Genomic DNA, 16863 nt, shown 5'->3' with positions numbered 1-16863 from the left:
TGCCTATAAATAGACAACCTCCAGGGTTGCGGAACCGTCGAGTATTGCATCGTCACTCAGGTCCAGCGTTGAGGTGGGGGCAATGACGGCGACGAGGGTGACCCGGCTGCTCAGGTTCTTGATCTCGACAGGACCTGCGGTGCTGCCCGCCAAATCGGTGAAGCCAAGCCAGCTATTGGCGGCAATCGGTATGGGGCTGAAACTGGATGTACTCCACCCCCGCCCGCCAGTGGTGGAGTCGGTTCGATACACTTGCGGCAGAGCGTCCGCTACGGTGCGGGCAGGATCGAAGTGCAACGAGTACAGACCGATCCTGTTGCCGCTGCGGTCGAAATTCAGACCGTAGTAGATCTCACTGTTGACGATGGCCGAGCCTTCGCGGTTATCGCGCATGATCAATGCGAAAGGAGCCGCGGTGTTGCAGCTGATGTCGAGGTCGAGGAACTCGTCACGCAGTTGCGTCCTTGTGTCGACGTTCAGGTCCTTTCGGGAAATTTTTCCGTAGTCGACAAGTCCGTTGTTGGAGAAAATCGGGATGCAGGCGACCGGGGTGATCGTGCCTTTGACCAAGAGTTCATTGGGGGGCACCGCAAGGGCTGCAGTCGCCATGCCCATCAGCAGTCCGGTGGTCAGAGCCATGGGAATACGCTTCATCGATAAATTCCTTTTTCTCGTAGAAGTTTAGGCACTGAACCGTTCATTCAGGCAACGAACGGTTCAGTGCTTTGGCCCTTAGTAGTACGCCACTTCGAACGTTGCGGAGCCGTCAATGGTGACGTCCTGGTCCAGGGTCAGTCCGTTGGCGGGGGCGATATAGGTATCGACCCTAAAATCAAAGGTGACAACTTCTGCATCAATCGGTGAGGTGCCGCCAATAGCGGCAACGGACAAGTAACGTCCCGGTTTGGCAGAGGTTGCTTTCGACCAGTTTGCCTCGTCTATTGAGTCGATTGGGTCCAGCGGTGTTGCACCGTCCTTGACACTCAGAATTTCGGGGTAAAAGTAGCCCAACTTTTCTAAGTTGGTGGTCAGACCAAGGCCAAACCAATCACCAGTTGATGTCTCGCGTCGATTGTCAATTGGATTCAGTGAGAACCTTTGTGGAGCACTACAGGTTACGACCAGTTGAATGTTGTTTTCCCTGACCTTTTTATGGGTGTCTGGATTAAGCTCTTTGGACGAAATCTTGCCTAGTTCGATGACGCCATCATTGGAGAAGACCGGCGTGCAAGCGACTGGAATGATAGTGCCTTTGACCTCCAGGGTATTGTCCACCGCGAAGGCCTGAGGGGCGGTGCTGATTACAGCTGTAGTAGCAAGTGCTGCGAAGTACTTTTTCATGGGTGAAACTTCCTTTCTTTAGTTGTTGGCCTTGAATGTTCCGAGGGGCGTAAGTGCCCCGCGGCTTCAACAAGGCAGGGTGGGTGTTACTGGTAAAAAATCTCGATCGTCCCCGAGCCGTCGAGGTGAACGGCGCTGCTCAGGTCCAGGCTATTGGTGGGGGCAATGACGGCCTCGACCGTCACCGTGGTGGTGAGGTTCTGGATTAAGGCCGGGCCTGCGGTGCTGCTGGCCCTGTCCGTAAAGCCCAGGTAGCTTCTCTGGGCGAACGGAATCGGGTTCGAACTGGAGGTTCTCCAGGCCGCGCCCTGGGTGGTGGAGTAGGTTTGATACAGGCGTGCGAAGCTGTCGGCGCTGGCGTTAGCGGGATCGACATTGAGTGAGTACAGGCCGATCTTGTTGCTGCGGTGATCCAGACCCAGTCCGTAGTAAATCTCGCTGTTGTCCGTTGCCGAGCCCGGGCGGTTGTCATGCATGACCAGGGCAAATTCCATCGGGGCGTCGCAGTCGACCCGCAGGGTCAAATCCTTGGGCGGCAGTCGGGTGCTTTTGTCAGGGTTCAGATCGTTTTTCGTGAGCCGACCGAAATCCACCAGGCCGCCATTGGACAGTTCCACTTTGCACGCGGTGGGGGCGAAACGGGCGCGCAGGGTTATCTCCCTTGAGAGGCCTGTCGCGACCGCGTCGAACAGGCCGGTGGTTTCCCAGACTACGGCGTCACGTACCTGCAACGCCTTGTCCGACGCCCAGGCTGTCAGCTCCAGTTGCGCCGAAAGATTTTGCCCTTGCGCCGCCACACCGCCCCGAACCGGAACGATGGCCTGCTGCGGTTGCCAAAGCAGACTCGAAGTGGTTGCTTCAGGTGCTTGGCCGATGGCAGAAATCAGGCCCAGGTCCACCGGTTGCCCATCGAGCACGGCGTCACTCATGCGCACGGCATAGCTGCCGTGCTCGGCAAAGCGAAAGCGCTCGGCGGTCGCGGCCATGGCACGGTAGAACAGGGTCATGTCAGTGGGTTGGGGGCAGCTCAGGTTCAGGCTCAGGCGGCGCTCGCCCAGGGTTCGCTCTGCGGAGCCATTGGCGCGTATAGCCCGATTCGTCAAACCGTAATCGAGTACCGGCTGACTCAGGGTGAGCTTGCATTCATCGGCGAGGGCCCAGGCGTGCGGCGCCAGTCCGCTTAACATCAACGTGCCGAGTGTTAACAGCAGAGGGTGGGACAGCTTCATGGGGGAGATCCTCAAAGTGTGCGGCACCGGGCGTCGGCGGTCTCGTAATACACCTGGGTATTGGCCTTGGCCGGCAGTTCGAAACGCAGCGCGCAGCGCTCCAGCCCTGGTGCGGTTATCCACAGGTCGCGGGTGGTCAGTGCGTTGGGCAGAAACACCAATCCACCTTCTTGAGCGAGCGTGATGAACTCACCGTCTGCGCTGCTTACCGTCGCGCCACGGGGCAGGGGGGTACCGTCGTCCGTGGTGACTTTGAGCAGGGCACGGCGGGTCAAGGTGACGCCGAACTCGACCTTGTCGACGGCCCCGCGTCCGGCGGAAACCACGGCCAGTCCGTTGTTGATATCGAGGTTGCGCGGCAGCGAGCGGGTGTCGACTTCTACCGGGCTGCGCCCATAGGCGCTCACTTGAGGCACAACGGCCTGACCTTTCCAGTCGGTCCAGACCGGACCGCTTGGGGTCGAGACTTTGATGGCGCTTTCGTCGCCAACCGAAAGCAGCGCGAAGGTGTCCCGTACGGCGTATGGCGATAACGTCAGGCCGTCGCCGTGCAGAACGGCACCGCCACGCGCGCCCATCTGGTAGCTGGAGCGTTCGGCATCGGAGCGGGTGTAGTTCAAGTCCAGTTGGCTGTAGCGCGGCAGCAGGGAAACCCCCGCGGAGGACTGCACTTGTTTGTCTCGTGTGTCGTGCTCGACACCGACCCGGTAGCTCAACTGGTCGTTGATCTGCTCGTTCAAGCCGACACCGCTGCGGTATTCGCCAGCGGAACTGCGTACCCAAGTGCGCGCCCGGCGACGTTCACCCAGTGGAATGCTGAGGCTCAGGTAAACACTGTCGTCGCTACGTTGGGTGCCGCTGACTTGCCATTGCGCGGTGGCCGACACCGACACGTCGCCAATCCGGGTGCCCCAGGACGCCAGGGCGCGGCTGCTGTTTTGCCCATCGAATGTCGTTGAGCGGCTGAAGCCACTGCTGAACGCTCCAAACCCGGGAGTTGACCAGGTCAGTGACAAGCTTTGCTGATCGCGGTAACGCGACTGGCTACGTTCCGATCGAGTGTCAAACACCGCCTCCGACAGTTCGCGATAACCAAAGGTCCGGTGCGAAGTTGCGGCATTGATCGACCACTGTTCACCCAAGCGTTGCGAAACATTCAGATCGGCCTGAAGCCCCCTGTCGGCTTGATGGGTGCTGGTGTCGGCCGCTTGCAAGGTGGTCTGGATCTGTGTGCCGGGCCCTGGCAGCAGGCTCAGGCCAGCGCCCGCGGCGCGGTAATCGGCGGTGCCGGTAGCACCGGTGCTGAGCAGGACATTCGGGTTGAGTGCTCCACTCCAGCCACCGCTGATCACCCAGGGGTTACCGCTCCGGGCATCGCCGAGACTGCGTACCTGGCCGGTGGCCAACGAAAAACCGGGGGCCGGCAGGCCAACGCCGAGCATGGCAACGGGGACCGTGAAGCGTTGCTCGCTGCCATCCGCTTCCTTGACGGTGACTTCAACATCGGAGCGACTGTCGAGCCGACGTACGTTACTCAGGGAAAACGGTCCGGCCGGTACCACGGTCGAGTGGATCAGCGAACCGTTCTGGCGTATTTCGACCTGGGCCTGGCTGCGGGCAATCCCTTCGATGGGATTGCCTTGGCCTTCGACCTGGAGCGCCTGCTCCGTCATGAGCTGGACGCCGGTGATCTGCGCGCCGGCCAGTACCGGGTTGTAGAGATTGACCTGACCCGCTTGAAGCACTGTTTCGTGGCTGGCAAAGGTGCGCTGGGCGTAAGCCGCCAGGTGAGTGGTGCGCGACACATCGTTCTGCCAGCTCTGTACCTGACGGCTGCGTACAATCCAGTCGCTGGCATTGAAGCCGACTTCGGTGTTGGCTGAGAGGTAGCGGTTCGATCGATTGCCGTATTGGCTGTGGAGGCTGTTGATGTCGTAATTGAGTAACCCGGCGATACCACCGGTTTGATAACCGGAGATATCCCGGACCACCGGACGTATCGCCTGGGTGGGCACTATCAATGAAAGGCCGAGATTGGCCGGATCCTGTTCGATTCGGGCCTGCGGCCAGGTGGCGAGTACATCGAAACAGCCTTTGTCGTTGGCTGGAATCGATGGCTCGCTCAGGTTTGCCGCATCAAGCAGGGAACGGTCAAAGCACAAGTCGCCCTCCCGGTTGAACGTGACGTCGACCCGGCCGCGACGCTGGCCATTGACCGTGAGGGTGATCGGATGTCGGCCAGCGGTGAAGCTAGGGGCGGCCAATAGTTGGGTTGCGAGACTGGGGTCGATACCACGTTGACTCAGCGTTTTCTGGTCGAACGAAGTCAGCAACGAAGCAGCATCGAGGTCGTCGGCATTGGCTTCGAGCCCTATCAGCATGTTGCCAAGCAGCAACACCATGCCGGTCCGGACTCGCGACAGATGAGGGGGAGGGCTGGCCGGCCGAATCGCAGGCATGGCTTCGCCATCACGGTATTTCAATACGGCGTTCATGAGATTCACTTGGGTTATGCCAGGGTGTCGGCTTGATCCGCTTCGGATTCCGTCACGCTGAAATGTCGACGCCTGCTTTTTCCTGCACGGCGCTATCGATGATGTCCGCCCTGGAAGGCGAGCGGCGCGTCATAGGGAGGCACGGCAAAGCCATAGACCGTCGCTGGATAGATTCGAACCTGGGTGGCAGCTTTTGCAGGGACCGAAACGCTGATCTGCTCACCGGGCAGTACGTAGGTTCGCGGTAGCATCGCGGCGCTTCCGGAAGGCAGCAGTTGTACTTCCTGAGCCAGGCGTACGACATAAGGTGTTTCGTTGCGTACGGTCAGTTGCCCCTCTTGTAGCGACCATTTCAGGTCGGTCCATGGTGTGCGGTTGGGCGCCAGGCCAGCGGGGTGGAGAATGATCGGCAGGTTCTGGCGTACCGTCATACCCACACGGGCATGCCCGGCTTCGGAAACCGGTCTGCCTTGGGGGATACCTTCAAAAATCACCCGTTTCAAACGCTGGGTGAGCAGGGGCTTTTCCGATTGCAGGATGAAGCGCACCAACTGTGTCCTGGAGGCTTCAACGCGTGCCAAGGGTGGCGTCACGAACACCAGGGGTTCGGTGTCTTCGGGAATGTTTTCGATGGTGACGTGTAGCAATGCCAGGCTGGCGTCGGTATTGGTCACGGATACGGCGGTTTCCCCGTTGGCTTCATTGACGATGATCACGGAGGTATCAGGCACCATGCCGTCGGCGTGGACCTGTACGGTCCATATCAGCGCGCACGCACCGATACCCGTGTGGGTCAGGCGGCGCAACTGCTTCAAAAATATTGCCTTGATGTCGCTCATTGAATTTCCCGGATAAAAGACTGTTGGCATGGCTCGCAATACAGGTAACGCAGGGATTCCGTGAACAAGCAGGCAGTGCTCAGGGGCGTAGGCGTCTTCTTCATGTAATGGGTCGTCAGGCAAAGAGTGAGCGCAGTTCCGGGCAGAGGGGCCGGACTGCTTGGCAGGCGACAACTTAGCGAGCAAGGGGGCGTTGGAGGAATGCAACTAATACGAAAAGAGAGCGGGCGTGTATGAAAGAGTGTTGCGTACTACGCAGCGTTTTTCTGATGAGGAATCTTTTTAAGTGTGGTCCTCCTGCGTAGTCTTCAGCGCGCTGCAATGTAGGAACCATCTATTTGTTAGATGGGCAAAAAGTTAGCCCATTGAATACATTGGGCACGCGGCGTCAGAGTTTTTTTCGAGGCGTTGTGGGCGGTGCAGGAAGGACGCTACTTTCCGCGCTTTTGCGCCACCCGCAGGAGGTTTCCCACAATGCGAGTCATTATTGCTGACGACCATTCAGTCGTTCGTGTCGGGCTGCGCATACTCGTCAACGCCAGTCGACGATGCGTGATCGTCGGCGAGGCCGACGGTGTCGACAACTTGATGTATCTGCTTTCAAGTACCTCCTGCGAACTGCTGATCACCGACTTCTCCATGCCGGGAGGGCAGCAGGCCGATGGCTTGAAAATGTTGAGTACGATTCAGCGCCATTACCCGGCCTTGCCGATCATTCTGGTGACGATGTTTACCAGTGTGGTGACGGCGAGGGCTGCACTGGCGCAAGGGGTGATGGCCATCGTTGCCAAAACCGCATCGGCGACGGAGTTGCCCCTGGCAATCAATGCGGTGCAGGAAGGGCGTCATTACCTCAGCAAGTCCCTGCGCACGCTGTTGGCCAACACCCGCGATCAGTTTCACGAATCATCCTTGTCAGCCAAGGAGTACGAAGTGGTCCGAATGCTTGCCAGTGGCATGACCGTCAGCGAAATCGCCGTTCACTTCAATCGCAGCGTGTCGACCATCAGTAAACAAAAGAAAATGGCCATGCACCGGTTAGGTGTTTGCACGGACGTTGATCTTTTTTCCTACGCCCGGGACAGCGGAATGATGTGAATAGTCATCGCGTTATTTTCGTCGTGAATGCCGATAGTGTTCGATGCATTTGCAGACTATCGTGCAGGCACTCTTTCGAAGTCACTATGCAAACCCAGGGGAACCCGCAGATGAGTGAAGCCCATAGCGCCTTGATCACCCGTTTCTACCAGGCGTTCCAGCGCCTGGATGCCGAAGCCATGGCTGCCTGCTACACCGATGATGTGGTGTTCAGTGACCCGGCGTTCGGTGAGCTTCGCGGTCGCGATGCCGGTGACATGTGGCGCATGCTGACTACTCGGGCCAAGGATTTTTCCCTGACCTTCGATCATGTTCACGCCGACGGGCGCACCGGTGGCGCCCATTGGGTGGCGACCTACCTGTTCAGCCAGACCGGCAACACCGTGGTCAACGACATCCAGGCGCGCTTCGTCTTTCGTGACGGCAGGATTTGCGAGCATCACGACAGCTTTGATCTCTGGACCTGGTCACGACAGGCATTGGGTTTCAAAGGTCTGCTGCTGGGCTGGACGCCACTGGTGCGCAACGCCGTTCGCGCTCAGGCATTGAAGGGGCTGAAGGCATTTCAGGCCGGTCGCTGATAAGATCGCGGCTCGTTTCCTTTCAAGTCTTGAGCGTGCCGTGACCACCCCAAGCGAGTCTCCCGTCAGCAAGCCCTGGTTCGTCTACCTCGTTCGCGCGGCCAATGGTTCGCTGTATTGCGGGGTCAGCGATGATCCCGTGCGCCGCTTCGCCAAGCATCAAAGTGGCAAGGGGGCACGGTTCTTTCTGTCCAGCCCGGCCATGGCGCTGGTCTATACCGAACTTTGTCGCGACAAAAGCGAAGCGCTGCGCCAGGAACGGCTGATCAAGAAACTGCGCAAAAGCGCCAAGGAATGTCTGGTCGCGTCTTATCAATCTGGTTGATCGGCTCCCATCAGGCACATCTGTAGGCTGCCAACCGATTGCGCGCTAAGCTGCGGATTCCTAATTTGTGCGGCGGAGCCGAGCATGTCCGAGTTGATTCTGCATCATTACCCGACGTCCCTCTTTGCCGAAAAGGCCCGCTTGTTGCTGGGCTTCAAGGGGTTGTCATGGCGCTCGGTGAAGATCTCGCCAGTGATGCCAAAACCGGACCTGACGGCGTTGACCGGTGGCTACCGCAAGACGCCGGTGTTGCAGGTCGGTGCAGATATTTATTGCGATACGGCATTGATTGCCCGGCGACTGGAACAGGAAAAAGCCTTGCCGGCGTTCTTTCCGCAAGGTCAGGAAATGATCACCGCGTCGTTTGCAGCCTGGGCCGACTCTGTTGTGTTCCAGCACGCGGTCAGCCTGGTGTTCCAGCCGGAATCGATAGCGGTGCGCTTTGGCAATTTATCGCCGGAGGCGATCAAGGCGTTTCTGGCCGACCGCGCCGGTTTGTTCAGTGGTGGTAGCGCGACAAAATTGTCTACTGAACAGGCCAGGCATCAGTGGCCAACGATCATGTCGCGGCTGGAGCTGCAGTTGCAGCGTGAAGAGGGTGATTTCCTGTTCGGTGAGCCGTCGATTGCCGACTTTGCCCTGGCCCATTGCCTCTGGTTCCTCAAGGCCACACCGGTGACGGCTCCGCTGGTCGAAGCTTACCCGGCAGTCAATGCGTGGCTCTCTCGGGTATTGGGCTTTGGTCATGGCGCCTCCAGCGAGATGACGTCCGAAGAGGCACTGGAGGTGGCGCGCAGGTCCACGCCAGCGGCATTGCCGGATGAGCGGTTCGTCGATCCCAACGGATTCACGGCGGGTCAGCAGGTGGTCATCGCGGCCACGGACTATGGCGTTGATCCGGTCGTGGGAGAGCTGCTGTTTGCCGGCAGCGAAGAGTTGATTGTGCGGCGCAAGGACGAACGTGGCGGCGTGGTGCATGTGCACTTCCCGCGGTTTGGTTTCCGTATCGAAGCCATCTGACCTTTGTAGGAGCGAGCTTGCTCGCGAAGATCGTGAACGATAACGCGTAAAACCGGATGCCCAGCGGCGCCCATGGTTTTTTCGCGAGCAAGCTCGCTCCTACAGGGTTATTTCAACGCGGCCAGAATCGCATCCGGGTCATACCCGCGAATCAGCGTCCCGTTCACATCGATGATCGGAATCCCTCCGCCACCCAGGGCCTCGTAATCCTTGCGCGCGACGGCATCCTTCTCGATATCGAATTCCTTGTACGGAATGCCTTTCTGATCGAGAAACCGCCGGGTCAGTTTGCAGTAACCACACCATTCGGTGGCGTAGAGCACGACGTTGGCCTTGGTCTGCGTCTGCTCTGACACCACTTGCGAAGGGTTGAAGACCCGCTCGATCTTGCCCCAGTTCTGGTAAGCCACAACCACCAGCAGGATCAGCAGGAATTTTTTCAGGACGCCGCCGAGCATCAGTTGCGACGCTTCAGCTGATCGGTGAGCGAAGTGGGCAGGCCCTTGATGATCAACGTGCCGGCTTCTTCGTCGTACTCGATCTTTGAGCCCAGCAGGTGTGCTTCGAAACTGATCGACAAGCCTTCGGCGCGGCCAGTGAATCGACGGAACTGGTTCAGGGTGCGTTTATCGGCCGGGATTTCCGGCGACAGGCCGTAGTCCTTGTTGCGAATGTGGTCGTAGAAGGCCTTCGGGCGTTCCTCGTCGATCAGTCCCGACAATTCCTCCAGGCCCATCGGCTCACCGAGCTTGGCCTGGCTGCTGGCGTAATCCACCAGGGTCTTGGTCTTCTCGCGGGCGTCGTCTTCCGGCAGGTCTTCGCTTTCAACGAAATCACTGAAGGCCTTGAGCAGGGTGCGGGTTTCACCCGGACCGTCGACGCCTTCCTGACAGCCGATGAAGTCGCGGAAATACTCCGAAACCTTTTTGCCGTTCTTGCCTTTGATGAACGAAATGTACTGCTTGGATTGTTTATTGTTCTGCCACTCGGAAATGTTGATCCGCGCCGCCAGGTGCAATTGGCCCAGGTCCAGGTGACGGGACGGGGTCACGTCCAGTTCATCGGTCACGGCCACGCCTTCGCTGTGGTGCAGCAGGGCGATGGCCAGGTAGTCGGTCATGCCTTGCTGATAGTGTGCGAACAGCACATGGCCGCCGACGGACAGGTTCGATTCTTCCATCAGTTTTTGCAGGTGCTCGACCGCCACGCGGCTGAACGCCGTGAAATCCTGGCCGCCCTCGAAGTACTCCTTCAGCCAGCCGCTGAACGGAAATGCACCGGATTCCGGATGGAACAAGCCCCAGGCTTTACCCTGTTTGGCGTTATAGCTTTCGTTGAGGTCGGCGAGCATGTTCTCGATGGCCGCGGACTCAGCCAGTTCGGAGTCACGGGCATGGAGAACTGCAGGTGTGCCGTCGGGTTTTTTGTCGATCAGGTGGACGATGCAATGACGGATCGGCATGGGCTTCTCGGCTGAATGAGGAGAGGAGGGCGTGCTCCCCCGAAAAAGCGCTCAGTGTACCGCAACCACTGGTTTTGGCGCGGCGCGAAGGGCAATTGGCAGGCGACCGACGGTTCTTATGCGTTTTTTTCCTGTTTTAGCGCAATAAAGCTGACCAAATGGGTAGCTAGAGGCGGATATTTCCACGTCTGTGTGCTAGCTTTGCCCGGTCTTGCGCGAAGTCACTGCGTTAAGCGTGCAGTCAGCATTTGTCAGGTCGAACCAAACCCTGATTTCGGTATCTATAACCCCGATCCCGAGGTTATTTGGCCGAGGGTGCCAGATCCAGAAGATCGGGCTCGATGGCTGACATTGCACTCTGCAATCCATATGAATTTGATAGGGAAGGAACACTAAATGGCTCTTACTAAAGACCAACTGATCGCCGACATCGCTGAAGCTATCGACGCGCCGAAAACCACCGCGCGTAACGCTCTGGACCAACTGGGCCAAATCGTTGCCGATCAGCTGGAAAACGGCGGCGAAATCACTCTGCCAGGTATCGGCAAGCTGAAAGTGACTGAGCGTCCTGCCCGCACTGGCCGTAACCCTTCGACTGGCGCAGCCATCGAAATCGCTGCCAAGAAAGTGATCAAGCTGGTTGTTGCCAAAGGCCTGACCGACGCTGTTAACAAGTAAGACTTGTTAAGAAAAACCGTGCGCCGGAGCGATCCGGGCACGGTTTTTTTGTGGGCGCGATAAAGCACTCGCTACGCTTGAGCGTTGCTCCATCGTGCCTGGCGCCAGGCCTGTTGCTGCGCTTTGGTCTGGAAGGTCCAGGCGACGAAGCGGCTCTGCTTCTGCCCTTGGGACATTTCCACTACCTGGCTTTCCAGGGCGCCGGCCTTTTTCAGGGCGGTCTGGATCGCCGGCAGGTTGGATGCCTTTGACACCAATGTACTGAACCACAGCACCTGTTGGGCGACCTGCACGCTTTCGCTGACCAGTTGGGTCACGAAGCGTACTTCCCCGCCTTCGCACCACAACTCGGCCGACTGGCCGCCAAAGTTCAACACCGGCAGCTTGCGTTTCGGATCGGCTTTGCCCAGGGCTCGCCATTTGCGCGTACTGCCCCGCGTAGCCTCGTCCAGCGAGGCGTGGAATGGCGGGTTGCACATGGTCAGGTCGAAGCGCTCTGCGCTCTCCAGCAGGCCTGTGAGGATCTGCTTGGGGTTGCTCTGCTGGCGTACCTGGATCGCCTTGTTCAGGCCGTTGGATTGAACGATGGCCTTCGCCGCGGCGATGGCGGTCGCATCGATATCGGAACCGAGGAACTGCCAGCGATAGTCGCTGTAACCGATCAGCGGATACACGCAGTTGGCGCCCATGCCGATGTCCAGCACCTTCACGGCGGCGCCACGGGGGATCACGCCGTCATTGCCACTGGCCAGCAGGTCGGCGAGGAAGTGCACGTAATCGGCACGGCCTGGCACCGGCGGGCACAGGTAGTCGGCGGGAATGTCCCAGTGAGCGATGCCATAGAACGACTTGAGCAGCGCCCGGTTGAACGCCCGCACGGCTTCCGGGCTGGCGAAGTCGATGCTTTCCTTGCCGTACGGATTGATGATCACGAACTTCTTCAGTTCCGGCGCGCTTTTGATCAGCGCCGGAAAGTCGTAGCGACCCTGATGGCGATTGCGCGGGTGCAGGCTGGCCTTCTCACGCGGCGCCGCGGCTTTGGCCGCAGGCGCGGATTCAGGCTTTTTGCGCGCAGGTTTTGGTGTGCGGGGGGCGGTCATGGCGGTGGTCGATTCGGGTATGGCTAAAAGTGGCGGGCATTGTCCCACATCTGAGAGTCACACTAATCAAATGTGGGAGCGGGCTTGCTCGCGAAAGCGGACTTTCACTCAATATTTATATCGAATGTTACGGCCTCTTCGCGAGCAAGCCCGCTCCCACAGGAGATCTTCATTAGATGTAAGAAAGTGGCACGCACAAAAAAGGGAGGCCACTTGGGCCTCCCTTTTTCATTGCGATCCGCCGTTACAGGCTGGCAATCCGCGCATGCTGCTCGGCCAGCTTGCCGAGGGCCTGTTCAGCCTCGGCCAGTTTGGCGCGTTCTTTCTCGATGACTTCGGCTGGCGCCTTGTCAACGAAACCGGCGTTGGACAGCTTGCCGCCGACACGTTGCACTTCACCTTGCAGACGCTGGATTTCCTTGTCCAGACGCGCCAGCTCCGCACCTTTGTCGATCAGGCCGGCCATTGGCACCAGCACTTCCATCTCGCCGACCAGTGCGGTGGCGGACAGTGGTGCTTCTTCGCCGGCAGCCAACACAGTAATCGATTCGAGGCGCGCCAGCTTCTTCAGCAGGGCTTCGTTCTCGGTCAGGCGGCGCTGGTCCTCGGCGCTGACGTTCTTCAGGAACAGCGGCAGCGGTTTGCCCGGGCCGATGTTCATTTCGCCACGGATATTACGGGTGCCGAGCATCAGGCCCTTGAGCCATTCGATGTCGTCTTCGGCCGCCTGATCGATGCGTGTTTCGTTGGCCACTGGCCAAGGTTGCAGCATGATCGTCTTGCCTTCGATGCCGGCCAGCGGTGCGATGCGCTGCCAGATTTCTTCGGTGATGAACGGCATGAACGGGTGCGCCAGGCGCAGGGCCACTTCCAGTACGCGCACCAGGGTGCGACGGGTGCCGCGCTGGCGTTCAACCGGAGCGTTTTCGTCCCACAGCACAGGCTTGGACAGTTCCAGGTACCAGTCGCAGTACTGGTTCCAGATGAACTCGTACAGCGCTTGTGCCGCCAGGTCGAAACGGAACTGGTCGAGTTGGCGGGTCACTTCGGCTTCGGTGCGTTGCAGCTGCGAAATGATCCAGCGGTCAGCCAGGGACAGCTCATAGGCTTCGCCGTTCTGGCCGCAGTCTTCGCCCTTGTCCAGCACGTAGCGCGCCGCGTTCCAGATCTTGTTGCAGAAGTTGCGATAGCCCTCGACGCGGCCCATGTCGAACTTGATGTCACGGCCGGTGGACGCCAGCGAGCAGAAGGTGAAGCGCAGGGCGTCGGTGCCGTAGCTGGCGATGCCTTCGGCGAACTCGTCGCGGGTCTGCTTCTCGATCTTCTTCGCCAGTTTCGGCTGCATCATGCCGGAGGTGCGCTTCTGCACCAGGGCTTCGAGCTCGATACCGTCGATGATGTCCAGCGGGTCCAGGACGTTGCCCTTGGACTTGGACATTTTCTGGCCCTGGCCGTCACGCACCAAGCCGTGAACGTACACGGTCTTGAACGGAACCTGCGGCGTGCCGTCTTCGTTTTTCACCAGATGCATGGTGAGCATGATCATCCGGGCAACCCAGAAGAAAATGATGTCGAAGCCAGTCACCAGGACGTCGGTGGAGTGGAATTTCTTCAGGAATTCGGTTTTTTCCGGCCAGCCGAGGGTGGAGAAGGTCCACAGGCCCGAGCTGAACCAGGTGTCGAGAACGTCGTTGTCCTGTTGCAGCGCAACGTCCGGGCCGAGGTTGTGCTTTGCGCGCACTTCGGCTTCGTCGCGACCGACGTAGACCTTGCCCGACTCGTCGTACCAGGCCGGAATGCGGTGGCCCCACCAGAGTTGACGGCTGATGCACCAGTCCTGGATGTCGCGCATCCACGAGAAATACATGTTTTCGTACTGTTTCGGCACGAACTGGATGCGGCCGTCTTCAACGGCGGCGATCGCAGGTTCGGCCAAAGGCTTGGTGGACACGTACCACTGGTCGGTCAGCCACGGTTCGATGACGGTGCCGGAACGGTCGCCTTTCGGCACTTTCAGGGCGTGATCGTCAACGCTGACCAACAGGCCGGCAGCGTCGAACGCGGCCACGATCTGCTTGCGCGCTTCGAAGCGGTCGAGACCGGCGTATTCGGCCGGGATCTTGCCGTCGATGGTTTCGTTCAGCGTGCCGTCGAGGTTGAATACCTGGCAGGCCGGCAGAACGGTGGCGTTCTTGTCGAAGATGTTCAGCAGCGGCAGGTTGTGACGCTTGCCGACTTCGTAGTCGTTGAAGTCGTGGGCCGGGGTGATTTTCACACAGCCGGTGCCGAATTCAGGGTCGCAGTAATCGTCGGCGATGATCGGGATGCGGCGGCCAACCAGCGGCAACTCGACAAATTTGCCGATCAGGGCTTTGTAGCGTTCATCGTTCGGGTTCACCGCGACGGCGGAGTCGCCGAGCATGGTTTCCGGGCGAGTGGTCGCGACGATCAGGAAATCATTGCCTTCAGCAGTCTTGGCGCCGTCGGCCAGCGGGTACTTCAGGTTCCACAGGAAACCTTTTTCGTCGTGGTTTTCCACTTCGAGGTCGGAAATCGCCGTGTGCAGCTTGGTGTCCCAGTTGACCAGTCGCTTGCCGCGGTAGATCAGGCCGTCTTCGTGCAAACGAACGAACGCTTCTTTAACGGCTTCCGAGAGGCCGTCGTCCATGGTGAAGCGCTCGCGGCTCCAGTCGACGGACGAACCGAGGCGACGGATCTGGCGGCTGATGTTGCCACCGGACTCATCCTTCCATTCCCAGACTTTCTCGAGGAATTTTTCGCGGCCCAGGTCGTGGCGGCTCTGGCCCTTGGCTTCGAGCTGACGCTCGACCAGCATCTGTGTGGCGATACCGGCGTGGTCGGTACCCGGCTGCCACAGGGTGTTGCGACCCTGCATACGGCGGAAACGGATCAGGGCGTCCATGATCGCGTTGTTGAAGCCGTGACCCATGTGCAGGCTGCCGGTGACATTCGGCGGCGGGATCATGATGGTGTAGGACTCGCCCGCGCCTTGCGGGGCGAAGTAATTCTCTGACTCCCAGGTGTTGTACCAGGAAGTTTCAATGGCGTGCGGCTGGTAGGTCTTATCCATGCGCGGCGGGACCCTATTGGCATTTATTCAGGAAAAGCCGGGAAGTATAGCGGGGATGAGCCGATGCGCGTAGAGCGAGGTGACAATGGGTGGGGGAAAAGTTGTGGTGGGTGTTTTGTCTGTGAGGGCCCCTTCGTCGGAACGCCGCCCGGACCAAACCCGCTCACACAGGTTGTATGTCGTACAGCTATCTTGTGATCGACACCAACCCTGTGGGAGCGGGCTTGCCCGCGAAAGCAATTTGTCAGGCGACCTGATTCAAATCGTTATGCCGCGTTTCCTTCAGGCACAGCACCGCAATCAAACTCAGCACCGCCGCCCCGGACACATAGCCGCCGACGTAGCTCAGACCGCCCATCGCCACCAGTTTCTGGGCGAAGAAGGGCGCCGCGGAGGCGCCCACGATACCGCCCAGGTTGTAGGCCGCCGAGGCACCGGTGTAGCGCACGTGGGTGGGGAACAGTTCCGGCAGCAGCGCGCCCATGGGCGCAAATGTCACGCCCATCAGAAACAGTTCGATGCACAGGAACAACGCCACACTCCAGGTCGAGCCTTGGGTCAGCAGCGGTTCCATGAGGAAGCCGGACAGGATCGCCAGCACGCCACCAATGATCAGCACCGGCTTGCGCCCGTAACGGTCGCTGGCCCAGGCCGACAGCGGGGTGGCGGCCGCCATGAACAGCACCGCGAAGCACAACAGGCCGAGGAAGGTTTCGCGGCTGTAGCCGAGCGTTGCAACACCGTAGCTCAGGGAAAACACCGTGGAGATGTAAAACAGCGCGTAGCACACCACCATCGCGCCGGCGCCCAGCAAGACGGGCGCCCAGTATTGGCCGAACAGCTCGAACAGCGGGATCTTCACCCGTTCCTGGCGCGCCATGGCGTTGGCGAATACCGGGGTCTCATGCAGCTTGAGTCGCACGTACAGGCCGACCATCACCAGCGCGGCGCTGAGCAGGAACGGAATACGCCAGCCCCATGAGCGGAACTGTTCATCGTCCAGCACCACGGCCAGGGTCAGGAACAGGCCGTTGGCCGCCAGGAAGCCAATGGATGGACCCAGCTGTGGGAACATGCCGAACCAGGCGCGCTTGCCTTTTGGCGCGTTCTCCGTGGCCAGCAATGCCGCGCCACCCCATTCGCCGCCCAGCCCCAGGCCCTGGCCGAAGCGAAGGATGCACAGCAGGATCGGTGCCCAGGCGCCAATGCTGTCGTATCCCGGCAGCACGCCGATCAGTGTGGTGCACACGCCCATCAACAGCAACGAGGCGACCAGGGTCGACTTGCGGCCGATACGGTCGCCAAAGTGGCCGAAAAGGGCCGAACCCAAGGGGCGGGCGAGGAAGGCGATGCCGAACGTGAGAAACGCTGACAGCATCTGGGCGGTGCCGGATGTCTGCGGAAAGAACACCGGGCCAATCACCAGCGCCGCGGCGGTGGCATAGACATAGAAATCGTAGAACTCGATGGCGGTACCGATGAAGCTTGCAGTGGCCACGCGGGTGGCGGAGTTCGTCGGTTGTGCAGGTGTGGAGTCGCTGTAAGTCGTGCTGGTCGTCATGCGGTGATCCCTGACAGTCATGTGCCCCAGTGGAGCGAATTAT

The 16863-nt window shown here is 59.6% G+C and carries 15 protein-coding genes; 5 read left to right on the top strand and 10 right to left on the bottom strand.

Annotated elements, in window-relative coordinates; genetic code table 11:
- Nucleotides 1-3: 3 nt before the first annotated feature.
- The 5 genes from AC3WN7_RS04565 to AC3WN7_RS04545 form a co-directional block, all read right to left on the bottom strand.
- Nucleotides 4-654 carry a DUF1120 domain-containing protein gene (locus AC3WN7_RS04565; protein ID WP_102673376.1) on the bottom strand — a complete coding sequence of 217 codons (651 nt, stop codon included), beginning with the start codon at nt 652-654 and terminating at the stop codon, nt 4-6.
- Nucleotides 655-732: 78 nt separating this feature from the next.
- A complete protein-coding gene (locus tag AC3WN7_RS04560; protein ID WP_102673375.1) occupies nt 733-1341 on the bottom strand; it encodes a DUF1120 domain-containing protein in 609 nt (202 codons plus the stop codon).
- An 86-nt stretch (nt 1342-1427) separates the two neighbouring features.
- The gene (locus AC3WN7_RS04555; RefSeq protein ID WP_102673374.1) at nt 1428-2570 is read right to left on the bottom strand and encodes a DUF1120 domain-containing protein; all 1143 of its coding nucleotides are present in this window, start codon (nt 2568-2570) and stop codon (nt 1428-1430) included.
- Between the two features lie 11 nt (nt 2571-2581).
- Nucleotides 2582-5065, bottom strand: a complete 2484-nt coding sequence (locus AC3WN7_RS04550; RefSeq protein ID WP_102673373.1) for a fimbria/pilus outer membrane usher protein — start codon at nt 5063-5065, stop codon at nt 2582-2584.
- Nucleotides 5066-5157: 92 nt separating this feature from the next.
- Nucleotides 5158-5904: a fimbria/pilus chaperone family protein gene (locus AC3WN7_RS04545; protein WP_102673372.1), complete on the bottom strand. Its 747-nt coding sequence runs from the start codon at nt 5902-5904 to the stop codon at nt 5158-5160.
- 474 nt (nt 5905-6378) lie between these two features.
- Between AC3WN7_RS04545 and AC3WN7_RS04540 the strand changes: the two genes are divergently transcribed.
- The 4 genes from AC3WN7_RS04540 (at nt 6379) to AC3WN7_RS04525 (ending at nt 8928) form a co-directional block, all read left to right on the top strand.
- Nucleotides 6379-7002: a response regulator gene (locus AC3WN7_RS04540; protein WP_095965488.1), complete on the top strand. Its 624-nt coding sequence runs from the start codon at nt 6379-6381 to the stop codon at nt 7000-7002.
- Between the two features lie 110 nt (nt 7003-7112).
- Complete coding sequence (locus tag AC3WN7_RS04535; protein ID WP_015096714.1) at nt 7113-7583, top strand: nuclear transport factor 2 family protein; 471 nt, start codon at nt 7113-7115, stop codon at nt 7581-7583.
- A gap of 40 nt (nt 7584-7623) precedes the next feature.
- Nucleotides 7624-7908 (top strand): GIY-YIG nuclease family protein, encoded by a 285-nt coding sequence (locus AC3WN7_RS04530; RefSeq protein ID WP_015096713.1) that lies wholly within the window; start codon nt 7624-7626, stop codon nt 7906-7908.
- Between the two features lie 84 nt (nt 7909-7992).
- Nucleotides 7993-8928, top strand: coding sequence for a glutathione S-transferase family protein (locus AC3WN7_RS04525; protein ID WP_102673371.1), 936 nt, complete (start codon nt 7993-7995; stop codon nt 8926-8928).
- 107 nt (nt 8929-9035) lie between these two features.
- Here the strand turns inward: AC3WN7_RS04525 and AC3WN7_RS04520 are convergent, their stop codons facing one another.
- Both AC3WN7_RS04520 and yejK read right to left on the bottom strand, forming a co-directional pair.
- Nucleotides 9036-9386, bottom strand: coding sequence for a glutaredoxin family protein (locus tag AC3WN7_RS04520; protein WP_015096711.1), 351 nt, complete (start codon nt 9384-9386; stop codon nt 9036-9038).
- Nucleotides 9386-10390, bottom strand: a complete 1005-nt coding sequence (gene yejK / locus AC3WN7_RS04515; protein WP_095965486.1) for a nucleoid-associated protein YejK — start codon at nt 10388-10390, stop codon at nt 9386-9388. The genes AC3WN7_RS04520 and yejK overlap by 1 nt, the downstream gene beginning before the upstream one ends.
- A gap of 396 nt (nt 10391-10786) precedes the next feature.
- On the opposite strand from yejK, the gene AC3WN7_RS04510 reads away from it, so the two are divergent.
- Complete coding sequence (locus tag AC3WN7_RS04510; RefSeq protein ID WP_007905514.1) at nt 10787-11068, top strand: HU family DNA-binding protein; 282 nt, start codon at nt 10787-10789, stop codon at nt 11066-11068.
- 71 nt (nt 11069-11139) lie between these two features.
- On the opposite strand, the gene rlmF is transcribed toward AC3WN7_RS04510, so the two are convergent.
- The 3 genes from rlmF to AC3WN7_RS04495 form a co-directional block, all read right to left on the bottom strand.
- Nucleotides 11140-12168: a 23S rRNA (adenine(1618)-N(6))-methyltransferase RlmF gene (gene rlmF / locus AC3WN7_RS04505; RefSeq protein ID WP_102673370.1), complete on the bottom strand. Its 1029-nt coding sequence runs from the start codon at nt 12166-12168 to the stop codon at nt 11140-11142.
- Nucleotides 12169-12412: 244 nt separating this feature from the next.
- Nucleotides 12413-15259, bottom strand: coding sequence for a valine--tRNA ligase (locus tag AC3WN7_RS04500; protein WP_095965484.1), 2847 nt, complete (start codon nt 15257-15259; stop codon nt 12413-12415).
- A gap of 244 nt (nt 15260-15503) precedes the next feature.
- The gene (locus tag AC3WN7_RS04495) at nt 15504-16820 is read right to left on the bottom strand and encodes an MFS transporter (protein ID WP_102673369.1); all 1317 of its coding nucleotides are present in this window, start codon (nt 16818-16820) and stop codon (nt 15504-15506) included.
- Nucleotides 16821-16863: the final 43 nt, after the last annotated feature.

It is taken from the genome of Pseudomonas sp. FW305-70, assembly GCF_058783925.1.
Note: the sequence above shows the minus strand (reverse complement) of the source record. Positions and strands in the feature narration are given on the sequence as shown.

What these genes read in the sequence shown, in the direction of transcription:
- AC3WN7_RS04510 (WP_007905514.1), top strand. Translation starts at nt 10,787, where the DNA reads ATGGCTCTTACTAAAGACCAACTGATCGCCGACATCGCTGAAGCTATC.
- AC3WN7_RS04525 (WP_102673371.1), top strand. Translation starts at nt 7,993, where the DNA reads ATGTCCGAGTTGATTCTGCATCATTACCCGACGTCCCTCTTTGCCGAA.
- AC3WN7_RS04565 (WP_102673376.1), bottom strand. Translation starts at nt 654, where the DNA reads ATGAAGCGTATTCCCATGGCTCTGACCACCGGACTGCTGATGGGCATG.
- yejK (WP_095965486.1), bottom strand. Translation starts at nt 10,390, where the DNA reads ATGCCGATCCGTCATTGCATCGTCCACCTGATCGACAAAAAACCCGAC.
- AC3WN7_RS04540 (WP_095965488.1), top strand. Translation starts at nt 6,379, where the DNA reads ATGCGAGTCATTATTGCTGACGACCATTCAGTCGTTCGTGTCGGGCTG.
- AC3WN7_RS04495 (WP_102673369.1), bottom strand. Translation starts at nt 16,820, where the DNA reads ATGACGACCAGCACGACTTACAGCGACTCCACACCTGCACAACCGACG.
- AC3WN7_RS04560 (WP_102673375.1), bottom strand. Translation starts at nt 1,341, where the DNA reads ATGAAAAAGTACTTCGCAGCACTTGCTACTACAGCTGTAATCAGCACC.
- AC3WN7_RS04550 (WP_102673373.1), bottom strand. Translation starts at nt 5,065, where the DNA reads ATGAACGCCGTATTGAAATACCGTGATGGCGAAGCCATGCCTGCGATT.
- rlmF (WP_102673370.1), bottom strand. Translation starts at nt 12,168, where the DNA reads ATGACCGCCCCCCGCACACCAAAACCTGCGCGCAAAAAGCCTGAATCC.
- AC3WN7_RS04500 (WP_095965484.1), bottom strand. Translation starts at nt 15,259, where the DNA reads ATGGATAAGACCTACCAGCCGCACGCCATTGAAACTTCCTGGTACAAC.
- AC3WN7_RS04545 (WP_102673372.1), bottom strand. Translation starts at nt 5,904, where the DNA reads ATGAGCGACATCAAGGCAATATTTTTGAAGCAGTTGCGCCGCCTGACC.
- AC3WN7_RS04520 (WP_015096711.1), bottom strand. Translation starts at nt 9,386, where the DNA reads ATGCTCGGCGGCGTCCTGAAAAAATTCCTGCTGATCCTGCTGGTGGTT.
- AC3WN7_RS04555 (WP_102673374.1), bottom strand. Translation starts at nt 2,570, where the DNA reads ATGAAGCTGTCCCACCCTCTGCTGTTAACACTCGGCACGTTGATGTTA.
- AC3WN7_RS04535 (WP_015096714.1), top strand. Translation starts at nt 7,113, where the DNA reads ATGAGTGAAGCCCATAGCGCCTTGATCACCCGTTTCTACCAGGCGTTC.